Source organism: Nostoc sp. (genome assembly GCF_036917135.1).
In the GTDB taxonomy this organism is placed as follows: Bacteria; Cyanobacteriota; Cyanobacteriia; order Cyanobacteriales; family Nostocaceae; genus Nostoc.
Genome location: NZ_JBALEA010000076.1, coordinates 138,663 through 158,358, shown reverse-complemented (window position 1 = coordinate 158,358; position 19,696 = coordinate 138,663). Strand labels below are relative to the sequence as shown.

The window sequence follows — 19,696 nt, the reverse complement described above, 5'->3', positions numbered from 1 at the left end:
CCTATCACTATGCTTAAAACAAATAATCGGCGTATTTTTCTGACTGCTTTTATTAAACCTTTAGAAGAAAACAATCAAAAAGGTAGTGAAAAGCAATTTCCTCAACCTAAATTAGATTTACTGCAACCATTACGTCAATGGCTGGACAAAATTGAGATTCAGAATCGGAAATTAGCCAAATTTATTGCTAAACTGATTCCTGCTCAGTGTCCATTCGAGCGTGATATCATGCTTTTTGGTCGCAAAATAGGACACATTCCGCCAATGTGCAAGCTGAATCCGCTTTATAACGAACTTGTATACTTGCGTTTTCGCGCTTTGTGTTATCTAGTAGATCAGTGTGGAGAGGATATTCAATCCTACTGCTGAAGATAACTAGAGAAGGCATTATATGGAAATTAAAATTGAGCATCAACTCACAGAAGAACGTCTCAATGAATTGGGTGTCTATAAATGGGAAATTTGGAAAAAGCAAGTCTCCAAATTCCCTTGGACTTATGATTCTCAAGAAACTTGCTACTTTTTGGAAGGTGACGTAGTTGTTACTCCTGATGGTGGACAGCCAGTGCAAATGGGTGAAGGCGATTTGGTGATTTTCCCGGCTGGGATGTCTTGCATCTGGGAAATTACAAGGGACGTGAAAAAACATTATTACTTTGATTAGTCAATAGATAAGAGTGATCCCCTTTGTCTACTTGATGATCCACAAGGCGAATATCTCACAACATCTCATAACTTCATTTAAATTTCTATTCTGCGGAGGTTCGCAGCGAGTCTCGGAGGATAAAGTGGCAGAATCGGTAAATTGCTGATATCCATATCTACCGAAACTCGTTGCGACTCCATAGCGTAATATTCCTAGAAATAGATAGTCTCATTTTTACCAAATATGGCAGTGAAGATAGATCCCCACTTCTTAAAGAAGTCGGGGATCTTGTGCGATCGCTACCACAAAAAATCCAGAGAGTTCATAATCGTATTAGTGGGAGTTTAGCAGAAAAAGGTTTCGTCCCACCGCAATTTTATTGAGGAAAAGCATCAAAATGTTACTGCATTTAAGTACTTGGCAAGAAGTCGAAGCTTATTTACAGCAGTCAAAGGGGATTATTTTCCCTATTGGTTCCACAGAACAACATGGGCCAACGGGATTAATTGGCACTGATGCCATTTGTGCAGAAGCGATCGCAGCTGGTGTAGGTGATGTAACTCAAGCGATCGTTGGCCCGACAATCAATGTGGGGATGGCACTGCATCATACTGCTTTTCCTGGCTCAATCAGTCTGCGCCCCAGCACTTTAATTCAAGTAGTGCGAGATTATGTAACCTCTTTAGCCAAAGCTGGTTTTAGCAAATTCTACTTTATTAACGGACACGGCGGTAACATCGCCACCCTGAAAGCTGCTTTTTCAGAAACTTACGCTCATTTAGAAGATTTGCACATTAATAATGCTCAACAGGTGCAATGTCAAGTGGCAAACTGGTTTATGTGCGGTTCTGTATATAAGCTAGCTAAAGAATTATATGGGGATCAAGAAGGATCTCATGCAACACCAAGTGAAGTAGCCCTCACCCAGTACGTTTATCCAGAGGCGATTAAGCAAGCACCCCTTTCAGCAGAAGTTGCAAGTGGACATAAAATTTATAGCGCTGCTGACTTTCGAGTGCGTTATCCAGATGGACGTATGGGATCAAATCCGGGTTTAGCAACGCCTGAACACGGTAAGCAATTTTATGATTTGGCGGTGAAAGAACTTAGCAATGGATATTTGGAATTTTTGAACGCTGATTGAAGGGGATTGGGGACTTGTACTGAGTTTCGACACTTCGGCTACGCTCAGTGCATCGCTACGCTCAACTACCGCGAAGTCGAAGTATTGGGCATTGGGGAAGAAAATATGAGTACGATTTGGGCGGGTTTCCCGACTTGTAGTGCCGTCTCATCACCTCCCTATCGGGTAGGTGAGAGGCTTCTACTGTTTAAGCTAAAGATTGTGATCTATGGTATAGAAATGTATAGAATCTTGTAAAGATATAAAATATAGTTGTTAAATGCACACATTTCTAGCTTCTTCCTCAATGCAGCTGTCTGTACCGCCAAATCACTTTCAGCCTATGAAGATTGTCGCACTGGGGGACAGCTTAATTTATGGATTCGGTGATCCCGAAAAAGGAGGGTGGATCGAGCAACTACGGCGATGGTGGATGTTGCCGGATAGCGCCGGTCATATTCTTTATAATTTAGGGGTCAGAGGCGATCGCACGCAACAAGTAGCACAAAGACTAGAAGTTGAATTTCGCCATCGAGGTGAACTGCGAAATCGTGTTCCCGACTTGATTATTTTATCCGTAGGGGTGAACGACTCAGCGCGGTTAGCGCGTCTTGATGGTCGAAGTTACACAGATTTTACATTGTTTGAAAAGGAAATTGCTTCTTTGCTAGATTTAGCACAGCAACTCTGTCCTGTATTATTTGTGGGCATGGTACCGGTAGATGAAGCCAAGATGCCATTTCTAGATTGTTTTTACTATAATCATACCGACCAATATCGCTACAAAGAAGCAACTCGCATTGCTTGCACCAAACGGCAGATTCCCTATTTGGACATTTTTGAGCAATGGATGGAACGCGGTGAAACTTGGCGGCTTAAACGCTTAAGTGAAGATGGTCTTCATCCCAATACACTAGGTTATCAAGCTTTGTTAGAAGATGTAATCAAATGGGATGCTATACCTTCTTTACGTGACACTACGCAAACAGTGGACTTTGCCAATGCCGTTTACCGTTCTAATTTTGATTATCACCTTAAACCATCGTAATAATAAAAATCATAGTATCATGTCTGGTGAAAGACTTATCATTTAGAGGATGTCAGAGAAGTATCAAATATTTGTTGATCCCCTTAAAAACGGAGAAATAAAAGTCTCAAAGTCCCCCTTTTTAAGGGGAGCCACTGCGGTCTTGGGATCTCCCCAAGTAGAGCAAGTGGCATGGATTTAGGGGGATCTCCAAGGGTTAAGTGTATATAAAAAACTTTTCAGACATCCTCTTAGGCTGACGTGGGGACGCAAAGAAATTTTAATGATAAGTGATTAGCCAGACTTAATATAACTGCAAACTCCTAACTCCTAACTCCTAACTCCCCACCCCGATGACACCAACTTTATTTGGTCGCTGGCAAACTCGATTATTATTACTTGCAACTGTAGGTGTACTTGTCTCTTTGCCTTTTGCAATGGGTTGGATTGGCCCTAGTGCTAACTCAGTTTATTTTTGGATACTTAGTTATATCGCCATCTTTGGCTTAGGCTGGGATGTGCTTTATGACTATCTGCAAAAATCCCGATGGGATAGAGATTGGCCGGCAGTTTATCAACTTTTAGCTGGGATATGGGAATTGGTATTTGTTTTCTGTGGAATCAAACTATTTGGCTTTTTACCAATACCTTTACCTAAGGAAGAACTGTCGCCAGGAGCTTTTTTATTGCACTATAGCATTGTGTGGCTAGCAGTTTTTATTACTTCCCAAAGCCTAATGCGAATTATTTTTCCCCGTTGGCGTTTCCGGGGTGGGGAGTGGTTTTAACAATTCAAAATTCAAAATTCACGCATTCAAAATTAAAGACATTTCAGACGAACGCGAGTGCGTCTCCAAGAGTTGAGAAGTGCCAAGTGATAAGTTAAGAGTGTTGTGGCAACTGACGCTCCTCCGTCGCTAACGGGGGATTTAAACCCCGATGGTTCCTGAGCGAAGCCGTTGGCGCAGCCTCTCGTAGAGAAGGGCTGAAATGGTTGCTATATGTAGATTGCAGGTTCTTAAACCCTTTATATTTACGATAAAACCTCAAGTACTTAAAACTAATTTAATCAAAAAATTACAGCCATTTTTAGATAATTAAACTGTAACTTAGGGTAGTACAGATATAGGCATCAGGGCGAACGCATCTAAACTAATCTCAATCGCAAACAAGATTAAGAACCAACAGTAAACCAAAAAGTTTTTCCGCATAGCAATGCCTAGGTTGGGTTGGGCTGCGCTACGCTAATGACGCTTTTTCCTGGCTGTCCAAGTAGGTAAATAATAATGATAATCGTTTGGAGGTTTGTATATATGGCGGTTTGAGTTTGGATGCAATATGTTGTATTGACATTAAAAACAGCTATCTGATGTTTGCAAAATTGGCACTTGTGCTGATGTAGTAGTCATAGATGAGAAAAACAGGACAAGTTTTGCAGTCTGGGGAAATTCTGCAATGCAGAGACGCAAATTAAGGAAGTGCAATGTCAAATTTTGATCTGGTTATTCAGTTATTTCTGCAACTCACAGTTATTTTAGCTACTTGTCGCATCGTTACGATTTTAGGACGCCGCTATCTTGGCCAAACCGATGTTGTTTGCGAAATGATCGCAGGTGTAATGCTCGGTCCATCACTTTTGGGCTTGATTGCACCGGATTTTCAGCAATGGTTATTTCCAAAGCTTCCCATCATCACTGCTGTCGGACTCAAGATTCCCAACCCTTCGATGTCGATTTTATATGCTATCAGCCAAATTGGGTTGGTGATTTATATGTTTTTGATTGGTTTGGAGTTCAACACCAAACTCTTAAAACATCATATCAAAAGTGCAAGTTTGCTATCTGCTGCCGGAATTCTCACTCCTTTTATCTTAGGAGCGATCGCATCTTTTTGGTTTTATCACAATGGCGATTTCTTTCAACCAAAGGTAACGCCTTGGTCTGCCGCCTTGTATCTAGGTGCGTCGATGACAATTACAGCTTTTCCCATGTTAGCTCGCATTCTTTACGAACGCGGTCTTGCACAAACCCGTTTCGGTACTTTGGCTTTAGGTGCAGCATCGGTAGATGATGGCGTTGCTTGGTGTTTGCTGGCGATCGTCCTTGCTAGCGTCAAAAATTCTCTGAGTATTGCTATCTTAGCAATTGGTGGTGGCATTTGCTATGTGCTATTTGCAATTTTTCTCGCCCAACCTCTACTGAGAGTGTTCACACGCATGACAAAACGCGATGCAGGTGTGAACAGACAAACCCTAACTTTAATGTTGATAATTTTGATGTTTTGTGCATGGTTTACCGATGCCACCGGCATCTATGCAATATTTGGTGCTTTTGTACTGGGAGCAGTGACACCACGCGGAGAATTTGCCCAACAAATTCGCCAATATACGGAGTTTTTAACTACTTCTTTTTTGCTACCGATGTTTTTTGTCTTCTCTGGACTGAACACTCAAATCGGATTGGTAAATACGCCTATTTTATGGGGAATTACGCTGTTAATTATTGCGATCGCAATTCTTGGTAAAGGGGTTGCTTGTATGTTGGCTGCAAAATTGGCTGGGGAAAATTGGCGTGAATCTGCAACTATCGGCGCTTTGATGAATGCTCGTGGTTTGATGGAGTTAATCATCCTCAACATTGGTCTGGAACAAGGTATAATTACCCCAACTTTATTCACTATAATGGTTATTATGGCAGTCATTACTACCCTGATGGCATCGCCACTGATTACCTTTTTCTTGCAGGGTACAAACTATGATAAATCTTCTGCTTAAGCCAATTTAATTATCAAATTAATTACCTAGCAATGGGGCAAAATTCTCTGTTTTGACTCTGGCTCTAGCAATCCTAAATAATTTATGAACATAAAGATTCGCGACTTCTTCAAGAAGTCGCGGATCTGAACCTCTCGGTTCTTGGAGATATAGCTCCTAAAATCATCAGAATTAATGTTTTACGGCTGCAACTGCATCGTAACAATAATTCACATGAAAATCACGCACAAATTACTCTTGGTTGGATCTATAGCGGTTCCCATTCAGATGCAGTACAACGTTACATCACGAGGTGTAGGGGCACGGCATTGCCGTGCCCCTACGGGTGTACCTCACGTAAACGATAACTGCTATAACAAGCTTGACATTTCCCAGTCTTTTAAAGAATTATCTTAGGGAAACCAGATAGTTAATTGTGAGGAAACCATGCACATAGTTGTTCTCGTTCTGGTTGAGGTGCTGATTGTTATTGGACTTTCACGGCTAGTAGGGCTAGGATTCCGTTCCATTAAGCAACCGTTGGTAATTGGTGAGATTGTCGCCGGCATTATGCTCGGTCCATCTTTATTTGGTTTAGTTGCTCCCCATCTAGCAGTTACCTTGTTTCCACCAGAAACTTTTCCTTTTCTCAATGTTTTGTCTCAGGTGGGACTAATATTTTTCATGTTTCTGATTGGGCTAGAACTAAATCCCAAATACCTCGGTGGACAATTAGAAGTTGCAGTTTTAACTTCTCATGTCAGCATTTTAGTGCCGTTTTCTCTCGGAACATTGCTAGCGGTGCTACTTTATCCTCTAGTTTCCAATGCAAGTGTATCATTCACCGCCTTTGCTTTGTTTTTGGGGGCGGCGATGTCGATTACTGCCTTTCCAGTGTTGGCCCGAATTATTACTGAAAACAATTTACAAGGAACGCGTTTAGGAACCTTGGCGTTAACTTGTGCAGCCGTAGATGATGTAACAGCTTGGTGTCTCTTGGCAGTTGCGATCGCAGTTGCTCGGACTGGTGACTTCGCTGGTGCCATACCCACAATTATCGCCAGTATAGTCTACATCGGCTTGATGTTGACGGTGGGACGCTGGTTTCTCCAACGCCTAGCCAAACACTACCTCCGTGCAGGAAGACTCAGCCAATTGCTGCTGGCTGGGATTTATATGGGCGTGGTTGCGTCGGCATTAATCACCGAACTAATTGGGATTCACTTAATTTTTGGAGCATTTTTGCTGGGAGCAGCTATGCCCAAAAATGAAGATTTAGTGCGGGAATTGGCAGTAAAAACCGAAGATTTTGTGCTGATTTTCTTGCTACCAATATTTTTTGCTTACAGTGGCTTAAAGACGCAGATTGGCTTACTCAACCGTCCCGAATTGTGGCTTTTGTGTGCGTTGGTTTTAGGAGTGGCGATCGCAGGTAAATATGTTGGTACTTATGTAGCGGCTCGTGTCAGTGGCATTAATAAACGGGAAGCCTCAGCACTCGGTTGGTTAATGAATACTCGCGGCTTGACTGAACTGATAGTGCTAAATATTGGTCTAGAGTTAGGGGTAATTTCTCCCTTAATATTTACCATGCTGGTAATTATGGCATTGGTAACTACATTCATGACCTCGCCACTGCTGGAATGGACATATCCGAAGAGGCTGATCAGGTTAGATGTGGTGGAACCGGAGTTGGAAGCAGAAACAGCTACAAGCGGTACTGATGCCGAAACTTACATTCGTCCCTACCGAATTTTGGTGCCAGTGGCGAATCCCAGTACCCAAAAAGGTTTGGTACAGTTGGCAACAAGCATCGCTCTCAACTACCGACATCCCGCCGTTGTCAACCCTCTAAGTTTGATTGAATTTGAAGAAGATTATGCCTTTGAAAGTACGCCAGTTGAAGCAGACCGATTAATTGCCCAGCGCCGTCAGCAGCTAGAAGAATTGATTAATACTCTCGAACCGCCAGAAACACGCTCTCATGTGCATCCCATCGTTCGCATATCTAGTAATGTCGCACGGGAAACAGCACAGATTGCCGCACTCAAACAAGTTGATTTAATTCTGGTGGGATGGCATCGCCCAGCTTTTAGTAGCAACCGCTTAGGTGGAAGAGTCGGTCAAATGCTCACCACTGCGCCAGTAGATGTTGCAGTATTTGTGGACAAAGGAGGCGATCGCTTACAAAGCTTGTTGGTGCCTTATTCGGCAAATATTCATGATGATTTGGCATTAATACTGGCTTTGAGACTGTTAATTAACCATGAGACTTGTATGTTACAAGTTTTACAGGTTGTACCCGAAAATCACGTCAAGGATGAATTAACTTACGAGTTACATACAATGATGCAGCAATTACCGAGCAGTGTCCGCGATCGCATAGAAATCAAAATTGTCCCAGTTCCAGAGGCAATCCAAACAGTAGTCGAAGCCTCAAAAAATGTAGACCTAACAATTGCAGGCACCAGCCGCACTTGGGGTATCGAGCGTCAAACCTTGGGAAGATATACAGATCAACTAGCTATGCAATGTTGCTCCTCCCTACTGATTACCCGCCGCTACAGTCAAGTCACCGCTCATCTGGCTTTCGTGCTTTCTGAAGCTAGTAGTCAAGAGCCAACATTCAGGAGTTGAGAACATGAATCATTTCAACTTCAAATCTTTAGGTTTTTACGGAGTAGCAATAGTTTCAGTGCTGGTATTGTTTAAAACTGTCAGCGTTTACGGAGAAAACAATCTCAAGGCTCCTCCAACCGTTAACGGTCGGTATCGTCTAACCCTAGCGGAAAATTTGCCGAACTGTGAAAAATCGGATACCCTAACTTTAAACATTGAGCAGTCGGGAATTTACTTAAATGCCTCTGTATTACCCGCAAACGCTAACGCCGATACTGACGAAAAGCACTCTCTGGCAGGAATCTTGAAAAATCAACAATTAAATTTATCTGGAAAAGTTGGTAGATCAATCCTTTGTAATATTCCTCAACCCCAAAACGATCCTTTGAACTCAGTCACAATTCAAATGCAACTTGTGGATAAAGGTAGTATTACAGGTGAATTAACCGTAAATGGCATTCCCCAAACTCTGAAATTTACGGCTGTGCCTCAAAAAGCTCATTGAATTGGGGATTGGGGACTGGGAAGATTTAGATGGGGATTCAGACCCCAACCAAATCTTAAAGCGCGAAGTAAATAGCAATGTGAGATAAAAAGAATGGATCATGCACTAAAGACTAGGCAATTTTGCCAATGGCGCAAGCAGCTATTTAGTATCAGTCTACTAGGCTTTTATGCAGCGATCGCCCTCGAAAATAGCACTACTGCTGCTACACCACCAGCAAAGCTAGATAAGTGGAGTTTTTCCCCCAAGACACAGCAACTAGAAATCACCCTCTCAGCAGGTACAACCCCCCATTATTTCTACCTAGCCCAACCCTCTCGGCTAGTTGTAGATTTACCGAATACTAAATTGGGCAAAGTTACCACACAACAAAATTATTCTGGAGCAATTAAAAGCATCCGCCTTTCTCAACTGAACGCAAAGGACACACGCATTGTCTTAGATTTAGCTCCAGGGACTGTTTTAAATCCCAAACAAGTACAACTGCAACCCGTTTCCCGAAAAAACTCCACTCGCTGGGTATTACGTCCGGTTATTTCTGGTAAAACTACTGCCGTAAAACCAGCAAACTCTCTATCTTCAACTAAGAAACAAACTCAAACACTGTATAAGTACTCACAGCCGCCGATTAACCTACCCGTAACCACTACTAATCTACAACCGTCTTCCCTCACAGTTCCGCCTCCATCCAATGAACTGCCCACAACAATTACTAATAACTCAGGGCAGCCTTTTGTCACCGTACCTCCCCTAACTACGAATACATCTTCAGAACAACCTGCTTTGATTCTTCCCCCTCCTTCTTTCCCAAGTCAACCTGGTAAATTGAATAACATTCCTGCTTTCGGTATGTCCCAATTTCCAGTTCCAACAATCCCCAATTTTCCCGATCCCCAGGTGATCGAGTTTGGTCAACCTCTTCCTAAAAGTAGATAGGGGGATGAGGGAGAAATCAATTCAAAATTCAAAATTCAAAATTAAAGAATTTATTTCTGCCTCCTGCCTCCTGCCTCCTCTTTCCTAATGCCCAAATAAATCTAAAATCTATCCGTTTCCTGAGGTGTTCCGACTGCTCCGGGTTGAGCCGTGAAGAAGTTTTGAGCAGCTTCATTCTGATATATGCATCTAATATCAGGTTTATCACTGTCCAAGTTACCTGTAAAGCCAAAGGTGTTGAGGCGATTTTTGCACTCATTTACCTGCTCAGATGTCACCAGTTTTCGTTGCTCTAAAAGCGCCCAGTTGTTTTGTCTAATCACACATCCAGGACGCATACTCGGCTGGGCAACATAGACATTGAAGGGGTTGAGAGTTACGAACAGTCTAGCGTCCATCACCATCGCGCTAGCTCCGTACTGCACACAAATTTCCGGGTTTGGTGCTTTCAAATCAATGAATTCACGGGAAGCCACATTTGATGGAGCTAAGGTGGCTGTGGAACTAAAAGCAATGCCAATGCCAATTCCCAAAATCAACACCCCTCCCATAATTGCGATGGTGAAGAGGTTAAACATCGGGGATTGGAAAAAAGAGGGTTTAGAAGTAGTAGCCGATTTACCAGTGGGTTTACGTCTCATTGTTGCTTAATCACCTTCACGCCGTTTCGCAGGGAGTGGTCTAAAATTTTCTCCGATACAAAAATACTAACAATTACTAACAATTGTCCGCTTTTTCTTCCTGTTTCTTCCTGGCAGTGTCGGCACAATCCAATCCACAGGCTCTCTACAACAATTTTATAGAAAAGACTCGGTAAGCGTAAAACTCAGTTCCTTTATGGGTGTAAGTTGGACAAAGATCACAACGCTGCTATTAATATCCTTAACTCAGGATTGCAATAGGGATACGGTCACTTTCGGACTAGATCCGAGCAACGCTTGTCGAGAAGACACCTCTACTTTTGCTGGAGTAATCCTGCATCAGCAAGTGACTTCATTGAATCAAGAATCTCAGCGTCTAAAGACGCTGAGAGCGTCAAAGTCTATCCTTGCAAATAGATACATCAAATATGATACTATTTGCTTGACTTTACAAATACTCTGTATGAGTATACACCATGCTATTCATTTCATGCCCTGATTAGTCGCTTAAAGATACCTTCGTACATTTACTTAGTAACTTGCAAGAAAAAATACTTGCAGGGTTACCTGATGGGTTTAATCTTTATGCGTAACCTTTCTTGGACAGCATTAACTGCTTATGAATGGACAGCCTTTAATTTTGGTTGTAGAACATAGTCTACATGATTTAGAGCTACTTAATTCTCATTTAGGAATATTAAATTTATCATGCATTTGTACCAAACAAGGGGTGAGGGCTGTGATATTGGCACAAACTCATCAACCAGATTTAATCCTGCTAGATTTGATGCTATCTAATTTGAGTGCGAACCAAGTAATTGATGACCTCAAACACGACTCAAAAACTGCTACTATCCCAATAATTGCAATAACATCTCTAACAATGTCAGAAGATCAGGACTCAACTTTACTGATAGGATTTGATGGTTGCATCACTAAACCCTATGATTTTAATCAATTAGAAGTGGTAATCAATCGCCACATCAGTCAGCTAAATTCTTGAAATTTCCCTTGGGAATAAATTCGGGATTACGAACCTCAGGTAATTGATTGAAAACCACATTAACAATTCAAAATTCAAAAGTCTGGGGTCTCCCCAAGAGGAGCAACTCCGGGGGATTTAAACCCCGATGGTTCCTGAGCGTAGCCGTTGGCGCAGCCTCTCGTAGAGAAGGACTGAAATGGGTGCTACAACATATAGATTGCAGGTTCTTAAACCCTTTGATTTACGATAATTCCAGTACGGCCTGTTGCTAAATTTGTGTTTGTCATGAGTTCGAGGCCAGGTTTACCAATAATTTCCTCAAGCAAACTTTTTAATTCTAGTTTAATTATTTTCTCTAAATGTAAATGTAATCGTACTTGTTCAGCTAAACTATCATAACCTCCCCACAGGCAGCTTCATACAGCAGATTGCGCTCTAATCGAATAGACCTAGAGACGTAGTATTTCTACGTCTCCACAAGGTTTTGGGTTTTATGTACTTCATTTACCTGAAATCTGCTGTATTGAATTGATATTAGCTCACAGTTAAGGGTGAATTTCATTCGCACAAAGACGACCCTGTTCAACATCAGTAATATTAGCAAAAGTTGTTTCTGCAATATTGTAGAGAGCTTCTGCGGTAAAAAAGGCTTGATGTCCGGTAATCAATACATTGGGGAACGTTGTTAGACGCTGAAAAATATCATCTTGAATAATTTCGCCAGACAAATCCTCAAAAAACAATTCCGATTCTTGTTCGTAAACATCCACACCAAGATAGCCAATTTTACCAGACTTCAATCCCTCAATCACTGCTTGGGTATCAATCAGCGCTCCTCGGCTAGTATTAATTAGCATCACACCTGGCTTAATCTGTTCTATGGACTCAGTATTAATCAAGTGATGGGTTTCGGGAGTTAGGGGACAATGGAGAGAGATAATATCGGAGTTGGCAAATAGCTCAGGTAGTTCTACATACTTTCCACCTAGCGCCTCCAATTCGGGATTGCGATAAACGTCATAAGCGAGTAGGTGACAGCCAAATCCCTTCATAATCTGCCCTAAAATCAGACCGATTTTGCCGGTGCCGATAATCCCCACTGTGCGCTCATGCAAATTAAATCCCAACAGTCCATCTAGGGAAAAATTGCCTTCTCGGACACGGTTATAGGCACGATGAATTTTGCGATTTAGGCTCAAAATCAATCCTACGGCGTGTTCTGCTACCCCATAAGGCGAATAGGCAGGAACACGAACAACGGTAATTCCTAAGTCTGCTGCGGCTTTTAAGTCTACATTGTTAAACCCTGCACAACGAAGAACAACCAGGCGATTTCCCTGAGAGGCGAGAAGTTCCAAGGTTGGGGCATCAACCTGATCATGCACAAATACGCAAACCGCCGGAAATCCAGCAGCAAGGATAGCTGTATCCCGATTTAAACGGGGTTCAAAAAACACTAACTCGTGTTGGGTGGGAGAATTTGCAGCTGACAAAAACTGCCGATCATAGGCTTTTGTACTGAAAACTGCTACTTTCATGCAAAACCTCAGATTGTATGCTGCACGGTGTTCGAGTACATAATACCTTGACGTTAAGAGGAGCGATGTCTACAACGAGCGTAGTTGGGACACCTTTGAACATTGTCAATCTTAGAGATTGGTATTTTTGCAAGCGATTTCAGAACTAAAGCAAAAATTTATAATTTTTAGGACTTACGCATTAGACATCTACAGAAATTAAATATGCGTTACCCAGAACCTTTGTTTTGACGTAGCAGTGCTACGTCAAAACAATTCTTTTTGGGAGTCTATTGATAATAAATACCAAATATAGATAAAGGTAAAAAGCACATTTTTCGTACTGTCAAGTTAGTTTTGAGGGTTTGTAGTAAGCAGGGCAAACGCATCTAAATATTGACGAGCTTGAATCAAGATAAAATACACCAAGACTCAAACTACATAAGGCTTTGAGGAAATTAAATCTCAATAAATATGAAAATAATAATCATTATGATGGGGAGTTAGAGGCAGCCGACGGCTGCCTGAATTTTCACGGTCACTTCCCCACTTAATAGCGTAGGTTTTCTCACAGTCTGATTCTCAATAGTTTTAGATGAATGACTAGGAATTACAAGAAGATCAGCCCAAAGAAAAACTCAATTTATGCGATCGCTACCAAGAAGGGCGGTTACGCCATCGAAAACTCTTCAAAGTGACTTATTACAGATGGCGTGAAAAGTCAGGACGGCTGCTTGTCAGAGAACATGGTATTCTCACATTTATCAGAAAGAAGAATTACATTCTCCCAGTTCTTAAGATGAAGCTCAAACCAAAAATCACGATTGCTGACCATTTTTGGGGAATAGAAGACCCACGAATTGACCGCACTAAACGACACAATTTAATTGATATCATGACCATTGCTGTATCTGCTGTGATTTGTGGAGCGGATGGTTGGAAAAGAAGAACTAAGGCAACCTTTATGATGAAGTTGAAAAACTATTCTCTTCAGGCATAGCTACAGGGTTTGAGGGGATTGCACATAGCACATATAAAACAGAAGAAACAGGGCATGGTCGTCATGAAATCCGCAATTACGTAATGTTAATGGAACCTCGGCTTAATCCAGATTCAGTTTGGTCAAAATTTAATCGTGTTGGAATGGTAGAATCCGTCCGTTCATTAAATGGTGAAACAACGGTTGAAACCCATTATTTTATCAGTAGCCTGGAATCAAATGCTAAACAGTTTGGTAATTCTATTCGCAGTCATTGGGGAATTGAGAATTCATTACATTGGAGAGGCAGCGCGTTGCGGGGGTTCCCCCCGTTGTAGCGACTGCCGTTATTAGATGTCGCCTTGAAGGAAGATGACTGTCGCATTAGAAAAGATAATCCTCCACAGAATTTTGCAATTCTCAGACATATTGCAGTCAATCTTTTAGGTCAAGAGAAGCGTGTCAAACGTGGAATAAAAAATAAATAGTTTCTCCCTGGGCTGGATAACAATTATTTATCAAGAGTCTTAGAGCTAGCTTAAACTCACATATCAAAATTTGAATTTGGCTTTTTAGGGAAAATTTCATTTTTCCTTTAGATAAACATACTTTTATAGACTCAAATATTGAATTATTTTAGTATTTATAAATAATGATTTAGCATTAGATAAGCTGAATCATACCTTTCAGAGAGAATTTATTCATTTTATTGATCATTTTATCGATTTTTACAATTATCTATGTCATTTTTAAATCTCTCTTAGATTTTATTAGTAAATAAGGTGCGTTTCCCCTAGAGTTACAACACAGAGAAACCTGTAAGGATAAGACTTTAGGCAGAGAAGAGGACAAAAAAATTGGATTACAGTTGAAGCTAGATGTAAATGAGGTCAACTTGCCCATGACTCCACCTGAAGAAATTCGCTCAAGAGCAATAACACTGCTGGAACAATTATCGGGAGAATCTTTACTAAAAGCAGTTAAATTTTTAGAATCCCTTTCTCAAGAGTCTTTACCGCTAAGTCAAAACAAGTTTGAACATAGCAACGGTGTTGCGAAGAATATTACGCTCAATTAAACTAAAAAGATTTTTCAACAACCATAAAAATAACCTCTCGAAGCGATCGCACCTTTAATTGGTACAATAGTATACTTTAGAGGATGTTTGAAAAGTCCTATTGCCGGTATAAAAAGTTTTATATCCCCCTAAATCCCCCTTAAAGAAGGGGGACTTTGATTCCGGTTCCCCCCTTTTTTAAGGGGGGTTAGGGGGGATCTAGAAGTACCTAAAGTCACAGCCAACCACTTTTCAAACATCCTCTTAGAGGTTATTGTTCAATCGAATTATTAATTGTTGATCTGATCCTAACTTGCGTCATCTCAGAAATGCCAGCATATACCTTAATATAGAAGCAAATACGACATCTTGTTATGGAAACTTGAAATGGATGCTTTAGTCCAAGAACTCGACACAAAACTACGTCAATGGCAACCTGACATTGCTCAACAAGTGCGACAATGCCTTGCAGAGATTATTGAACTGGCAGATCAGGATGCTTTAGATATTCTTCGTTCCAGAGTGGTTGAACAAGAAGTATTGGATTTGATTGATGAACCCGAAACCTGGTGAAGTGTGGCTAGTCGATTTAGGACTTGCAGCCAAGACGCGTCCTGTTATCGTTGTGTCTCGCTATGATCCCACTCCACCCCGCGCTTTAGTTCTGTATGTACCAGTAACTATGCAAAATAGGGGTAGCGCATACGAAGTTGAACTGCCTACACTGCTGTTTTTACGACAAGGTTCTGTCGCTAATATTCAAGGTTTAGGTTCAATCCCTGCTGTAAGACTGGAACGTAAACTCGGCAAATTGCCAGATGAAACACTACTAAAAATCAAACAAGCTTTGATATTTGCTCTGGATTTGGAAATTGAGGAAGAGCAGGGTGATTCCAAAGATGTGGATAGTACTTTATGATAAATGCGATTGATTTTGGGCGCGATCGCCTCACCAATAGACCTCAAATCACTACGGCAAACTTAGTAATATTCTCCCATCAGCAGTAGGTTGAGCAGCCGCGTCAGCACATAATTATACTTTTGTGCTGTTTGTTAAATATATTTTATTTAAGTAATTTACACTTTTGACTTAACTGCTGGCTGTGATGTTTGTAAAGTCTGGGGTAAACTCCAGTCGGGACGCAAGCTGGCGGCGTTGCGTAAATAAATATGATGAATTGAGGCGGAGGCTGGCAGATAAGCGTGGATTAAGAACCGAATACAGCGCTGTAAGCTGCCTTCAACGTGCATTTGCTGCACATCCAACATGGCCACATTATCCCAACCAGGACGCGATCTCGCGATCGCAGCTGGAAAAATAGCATCCAAATCGCGTGTCACCGAAAAAGTCACACTAATCATGTCCCTCGGCTGGAATTGATTCCGGTTTTCCAGTTCATTTAGTAGTTCTGTAACCACCTCTTGCATTACCTCAACAGTATTTTCTGAAGCGGTTGTTGCTCCGCGAATCGCCCGCATTTGCCAGTCCACGCCAAAATCCTCCTTAAAACACAAGAGTGAGGAATTAGGAGTTGAGAATGAGAAGTTAAGATTTTTAACTCCTAACTCCTCACTCATAAACGCCAGTTGCTCCACTTGGGGAAACCCCAAGACCGCACTGGCTCCTCCTAACTCATATTAGGGTCGATATAACCACAACGGTAAACCACTAGTAGACATTTCAAATTCGAGCCAATCAATGCCGGCTCCAATTCCTGATGAAAACTGACGACTCCCTGGTAGAACGCGACTCAATAAGGGTTTACGTTCTTCTAGGGTATAGCAGAGAGTTTTTTCTGGGTCAAGACCAACCAGTTCGGCTGTCCAGCGACGGGCATCTTCTTCTGTGCCCAGTCGGTCTACAACACCCAATTCTAGGGCTTGCTGTCCAGTAAAAATCCGACCATCGGCGAAACTTTTTACAGCTTCTACTGTTAAAGAACGGCCATCAGCTACCGTTTGCACAAACTGCTGATAACTTGTATCAATTAACTCTTGCAGGATGATTTCTTCTGGTTGAGTAAGTTGCCGATCAAAAGCCAAAATGTCTTTGAAAGGGCCAGACTTAATTACCTGGAAGGAAACACCAATTTTTTCTAGCAAGCGTTCCAAGTTATTCCCGCGCAGAATCACACCAATACTACCTGTAATCGTCCCAGGGTTGGCGACGATGTGTTCGGCTCCCATACCGATGTAGACTCCTCCAGAAGCCGAAATATTCCCAAAGCTAGCGACGATTTTGATTTTTTCGCGCAAACGCTTCAGGGCGCTGTAGATTTCTTGGGAATCTCCGACTGTACCGCCAGGGCTATCGATACGGAGCAATAATGCCGGAAACTTTTTTTCTTCTACAGTTTTCAGGGCTTCTAGGACGCGTTTGCGAGTAGCACCGGCGATCGCACCAGTAATTTCAATCCGCGCAATTTGTTTTTTAAACTTGGGCTTAAACGGCCAAACCATGAGCTCTCAACATACCTCGTAATAAATTCAATACTAAGATGCCCAACGGTCAGACGACCTGCTTTTCTCTGTTAAGAAACATGAGCAGGTATCGTCCTCATCAGGATTTTAAGGAAATTTTTATATTTTTCAGCGCGTTTTATTTGATATTGTCGATGAATGCTAGCCAAGTCCTTAAAGATTGCAGCTAACATCAAATGCCAAACTCTAGTCTAGCGTCCAACGTGATGAGTTAGCACAGAATATTTTAGCTATTTTGCGGCATTCAAAATTCCCAAACCCTTGGTCTGATAACTTTTTGACTTTTTTAAGATTGGTTTACTACGATCGCGCACCCGCACTAGTTGTCAGTAATTAATCACTATTAGACAAAAACTGAAACGAAGATGCCTGTCGCGTCGCATTGCTTTTTGACAGTGCCGATATGGAAGCGATCGCCAATGTTCAGTTCTTCTTCTCTGAGTCCAGTAGTCGTGAAATTTTCACCAAAGATGCCTAGAGGCAGTTCTATATCAGGCAATTCACCTTGCCAGTAATTGTAATGCTCGAAGGGATAGACATAGACTGCTTTGTCTGCTCCTCCATGAACGGTTAGATCGGCTTGCCCATCACCGTCTAAATTGAGCGTTGGCTACGCCCCCCGAAGGCATCGCAGCATCACCCGTTTGCTAACTGGTTCTTTAAAAATTCCAGTGCTAACTGTTTTCCCTTTCCAGTTCACTTCAGGCGGCAGTCCGAAGTCCGACGTTTACAGAGATGAGTTTCATGAGAATTTTAAAAAATGATTATCATTACCATGTGAGTGAATATTTAATTTCCTGAAAGTCTTATCTGATTAGAGTTTTGCTAAATTTCACTATGATTCCGACTCGTCAATATTTAGATGCCTTTGCCCTGCCATCACGCTCGCTGAACGATATTGCTTATTTGCTGCGACAGGCGATCGCAGGCAATGGTACTAGTTTCCCTTGCAGCAACAGTCGTACTGTTCGCAGAGCAATACTGCCAATCACGATATTTGCGCCAAGGGACTTCCAAAGAATAAATTTTCCAAGAAAAACAAGAGACAGGTTTTCTCAAGAATGATAATCATTTTAAGGGGGAGAAAAGGGGTTGCCCTCGGCAACCCCTTTTCTCCCCCTCATCTATGCATGAAGAATCTATACACTGTGTGTCTGCTTTGAAGTTAAACAGTGTAAGATTAGTATGTTTTGTAGCTAAATAAATGCTGTTATTAAAATCAAATAACTTTTGTTTTACTACAACAAATATCAATAAAGCAATTACCTAAATTTGGGAAAACTTCATGAGTAGAATCGGTTAGCCGCTCAATCTGTTTTTCAATTTGAGCCATAGCTTTTTTTGTAAGCTTTACCCCATTATCATAAGTTTTGTATACTAGCTTAACTACTGGATGAGAACCTTTCCATTTCATAGTACTAGCAAACTTTAAAGCCGTCTCCACTTCATCTAAAATGCTGCCATTCCAATGATTCTCTAGTATTGCCCATGTCCTTTCTATCGGATTATATTTACTAAGTAGGTAGGCACAATTAAACCGAACTACGTAAACTTATGTAAAGCACCAGAAACGCTTTGAATGTAAGCTTTTAAGCGATTTACATTTCTTAATCTAGTTGTGTTTTTTAGCGCCCACCTACTTATGATAGGGCGGATAGTAAGCTAAATTTACGCTTTGCTGCACCTTTTACAGCGCTTCCGGCTATTATGCAATACAGTTTTTCTCCTTGCCCTCTCCTATCAAAGCTTTCAGATTTGAGGATGTACCTCATAGCTGCTGGAAGTGCTGTAATTGACATGCAGTTTTAATTAACAACTTTTTGAGAGAATCAGTTAATACTATAGCCACCAGTTACCACACTCAAAAACTCTGTCATTATTCAAATTACTACAAAAGGGGGATGAAGGCGCAGCCCCTTCATCCCTCATTTAAAATGATTATCATTCTTGCTGATGGAATAGTTTATTTTCTGGAAGTCCCTAAGTACTCAAAAACCTACCTTTTTCTGGATTGAAAGCAACAAATGGGAAGTCCCTAATTATACGGTTAGAATTTCGTAATTCGTAATTTCTAATTCGCCTTTCAATACATTTCGGATCAAAAAGAGCCATTATTATGCAGAATAACTCATCACCCAAACCAACAATTGAATACTGGCACGTCTGGACTGACAACGACGGTATAAGTCACCAATCCCGTTGTCAAATTGAATACTTCATCGAAAAAGGCATAGCCCCGGATACCTCACCGCAGTGGCTTTCTAATTTGAAGCAGTCCGGTGCTACAACCACCTTTTTCGACGACAATCTTCATTATGTCCAATCGCCTTTAACAAATCGTCTGTGATAGCATATATGGAAATTATTTCGTTTAGCATATAGTCCTTCTCATTTTCTCTTCTTGGAGGGCATTTTATTGCTTAACTGT

Annotated in this window: 22 protein-coding genes and 3 pseudogenes; 18 read left to right on the top strand and 7 right to left on the bottom strand. The window is 41.5% G+C overall.

From position 1 onward, the window contains the following. Positions 1-9: 9 nt before the first annotated feature. The 10 genes from V7K50_RS24210 (at position 10) to V7K50_RS24165 (ending at position 9,608) form a co-directional block, all read left to right on the top strand. Positions 10-369 (top strand): Mo-dependent nitrogenase C-terminal domain-containing protein, encoded by a 360-nt coding sequence (locus V7K50_RS24210; protein WP_334964506.1) that lies wholly within the window; start codon positions 10-12, stop codon positions 367-369. A gap of 22 nt (positions 370-391) precedes the next feature. Next, positions 392-664 carry a cupin domain-containing protein gene (locus V7K50_RS24205; RefSeq protein WP_334964504.1) on the top strand — a complete coding sequence of 91 codons (273 nt, stop codon included), beginning with the start codon at positions 392-394 and terminating at the stop codon, positions 662-664. A 379-nt stretch (positions 665-1,043) separates the two neighbouring features. Then, positions 1,044-1,790 (top strand): creatininase family protein, encoded by a 747-nt coding sequence (locus V7K50_RS24200; protein WP_334964502.1) that lies wholly within the window; start codon positions 1,044-1,046, stop codon positions 1,788-1,790. A gap of 6 nt (positions 1,791-1,796) precedes the next feature. Next, the gene (locus V7K50_RS24195; protein WP_334964500.1) at positions 1,797-2,027 is read left to right on the top strand and encodes a hypothetical protein; all 231 of its coding nucleotides are present in this window, start codon (positions 1,797-1,799) and stop codon (positions 2,025-2,027) included. A gap of 22 nt (positions 2,028-2,049) precedes the next feature. Then, complete coding sequence (locus V7K50_RS24190; protein WP_334964498.1) at positions 2,050-2,817, top strand: GDSL-type esterase/lipase family protein; 768 nt, start codon at positions 2,050-2,052, stop codon at positions 2,815-2,817. 332 nt (positions 2,818-3,149) lie between these two features. Beyond that, entirely contained in the window at positions 3,150-3,584 is a 435-nt protein-coding gene (locus V7K50_RS24185) for a hypothetical protein (protein WP_334964496.1), read from the top strand. A 695-nt stretch (positions 3,585-4,279) separates the two neighbouring features. Further along, positions 4,280-5,569 (top strand): cation:proton antiporter domain-containing protein, encoded by a 1,290-nt coding sequence (locus V7K50_RS24180; RefSeq protein WP_334964494.1) that lies wholly within the window; start codon positions 4,280-4,282, stop codon positions 5,567-5,569. Between the two features lie 426 nt (positions 5,570-5,995). Further along, positions 5,996-8,185 carry a cation:proton antiporter gene (locus tag V7K50_RS24175; RefSeq protein ID WP_334964492.1) on the top strand — a complete coding sequence of 730 codons (2,190 nt, stop codon included), beginning with the start codon at positions 5,996-5,998 and terminating at the stop codon, positions 8,183-8,185. Positions 8,186-8,189: 4 nt separating this feature from the next. Beyond that, on the top strand, positions 8,190-8,672 hold the full coding sequence (locus V7K50_RS24170; RefSeq protein ID WP_334964490.1) for a hypothetical protein: 483 nt from the start codon (positions 8,190-8,192) through the stop codon (positions 8,670-8,672). Between the two features lie 93 nt (positions 8,673-8,765). Beyond that, positions 8,766-9,608, top strand: a complete 843-nt coding sequence (locus V7K50_RS24165; RefSeq protein WP_334964488.1) for an AMIN domain-containing protein — start codon at positions 8,766-8,768, stop codon at positions 9,606-9,608. Between the two features lie 101 nt (positions 9,609-9,709). Here V7K50_RS24165 and V7K50_RS24160 read toward each other — a convergent pair whose 3' ends face one another. Further along, on the bottom strand, positions 9,710-10,249 hold the full coding sequence (locus V7K50_RS24160; RefSeq protein ID WP_334964486.1) for a DUF3172 domain-containing protein: 540 nt from the start codon (positions 10,247-10,249) through the stop codon (positions 9,710-9,712). A 619-nt stretch (positions 10,250-10,868) separates the two neighbouring features. Here V7K50_RS24160 and V7K50_RS24155 point away from each other — a divergent pair. After that, positions 10,869-11,252, top strand: coding sequence for a response regulator (locus V7K50_RS24155; protein WP_334964484.1), 384 nt, complete (start codon positions 10,869-10,871; stop codon positions 11,250-11,252). Positions 11,253-11,461: 209 nt separating this feature from the next. Here V7K50_RS24155 and V7K50_RS24150 read toward each other — a convergent pair whose 3' ends face one another. Both V7K50_RS24150 and V7K50_RS24145 read right to left on the bottom strand, forming a co-directional pair. Beyond that, complete coding sequence (locus V7K50_RS24150) at positions 11,462-11,644, bottom strand: Na-translocating system protein MpsC family protein (RefSeq protein WP_334964626.1); 183 nt, start codon at positions 11,642-11,644, stop codon at positions 11,462-11,464. 135 nt (positions 11,645-11,779) lie between these two features. Beyond that, positions 11,780-12,772: a 2-hydroxyacid dehydrogenase gene (locus V7K50_RS24145; RefSeq protein WP_334964482.1), complete on the bottom strand. Its 993-nt coding sequence runs from the start codon at positions 12,770-12,772 to the stop codon at positions 11,780-11,782. 778 nt (positions 12,773-13,550) lie between these two features. Here V7K50_RS24145 and V7K50_RS30825 point away from each other — a divergent pair. The 5 genes and pseudogenes from V7K50_RS30825 to V7K50_RS24125 form a co-directional block, all read left to right on the top strand. Continuing rightward, positions 13,551-13,691, top strand: a pseudogene (locus V7K50_RS30825) (transposase family protein); the annotation flags it as partial. 56 nt (positions 13,692-13,747) lie between these two features. Next, positions 13,748-14,068, top strand: a complete 321-nt coding sequence (locus V7K50_RS30820) for an ISAs1 family transposase (protein ID WP_442944656.1) — start codon at positions 13,748-13,750, stop codon at positions 14,066-14,068. A 563-nt stretch (positions 14,069-14,631) separates the two neighbouring features. After that, positions 14,632-14,808, top strand: coding sequence for a hypothetical protein (locus V7K50_RS24135; RefSeq protein WP_334964480.1), 177 nt, complete (start codon positions 14,632-14,634; stop codon positions 14,806-14,808). 366 nt (positions 14,809-15,174) lie between these two features. Beyond that, complete coding sequence (locus V7K50_RS24130; protein WP_229460353.1) at positions 15,175-15,360, top strand: hypothetical protein; 186 nt, start codon at positions 15,175-15,177, stop codon at positions 15,358-15,360. Next, complete coding sequence (locus tag V7K50_RS24125) at positions 15,341-15,706, top strand: type II toxin-antitoxin system PemK/MazF family toxin (protein WP_334964478.1); 366 nt, start codon at positions 15,341-15,343, stop codon at positions 15,704-15,706. The genes V7K50_RS24130 and V7K50_RS24125 overlap by 20 nt, the downstream gene beginning before the upstream one ends. Before the next feature lie 158 nt (positions 15,707-15,864). On the opposite strand, the gene aroH is transcribed toward V7K50_RS24125, so the two are convergent. The 3 genes and pseudogenes from aroH to V7K50_RS24110 all read right to left on the bottom strand — a co-directional run. Further along, complete coding sequence (gene aroH, locus V7K50_RS24120) at positions 15,865-16,278, bottom strand: chorismate mutase (RefSeq protein ID WP_334964476.1); 414 nt, start codon at positions 16,276-16,278, stop codon at positions 15,865-15,867. A gap of 147 nt (positions 16,279-16,425) precedes the next feature. Continuing rightward, positions 16,426-17,247: a signal peptide peptidase SppA gene (sppA, locus tag V7K50_RS24115; protein ID WP_334964474.1), complete on the bottom strand. Its 822-nt coding sequence runs from the start codon at positions 17,245-17,247 to the stop codon at positions 16,426-16,428. 364 nt (positions 17,248-17,611) lie between these two features. Then, positions 17,612-17,782, bottom strand: a pseudogene (locus V7K50_RS24110) (MOSC domain-containing protein); the annotation flags it as partial. 323 nt (positions 17,783-18,105) lie between these two features. Between V7K50_RS24110 and V7K50_RS24105 the strand changes: the two are divergent. After that, complete coding sequence (locus tag V7K50_RS24105; RefSeq protein ID WP_334964473.1) at positions 18,106-18,333, top strand: hypothetical protein; 228 nt, start codon at positions 18,106-18,108, stop codon at positions 18,331-18,333. 154 nt (positions 18,334-18,487) lie between these two features. Here the strand turns inward: V7K50_RS24105 and V7K50_RS30815 are convergent. Continuing rightward, positions 18,488-18,790, bottom strand: a pseudogene (locus V7K50_RS30815) (ISAzo13-like element transposase-related protein); the annotation flags it as partial. 594 nt (positions 18,791-19,384) lie between these two features. Between V7K50_RS30815 and V7K50_RS24095 the strand changes: the two are divergent. Further along, positions 19,385-19,615 carry a hypothetical protein gene (locus V7K50_RS24095; RefSeq protein ID WP_334964471.1) on the top strand — a complete coding sequence of 77 codons (231 nt, stop codon included), beginning with the start codon at positions 19,385-19,387 and terminating at the stop codon, positions 19,613-19,615. Positions 19,616-19,696 lie beyond the last annotated feature (81 nt).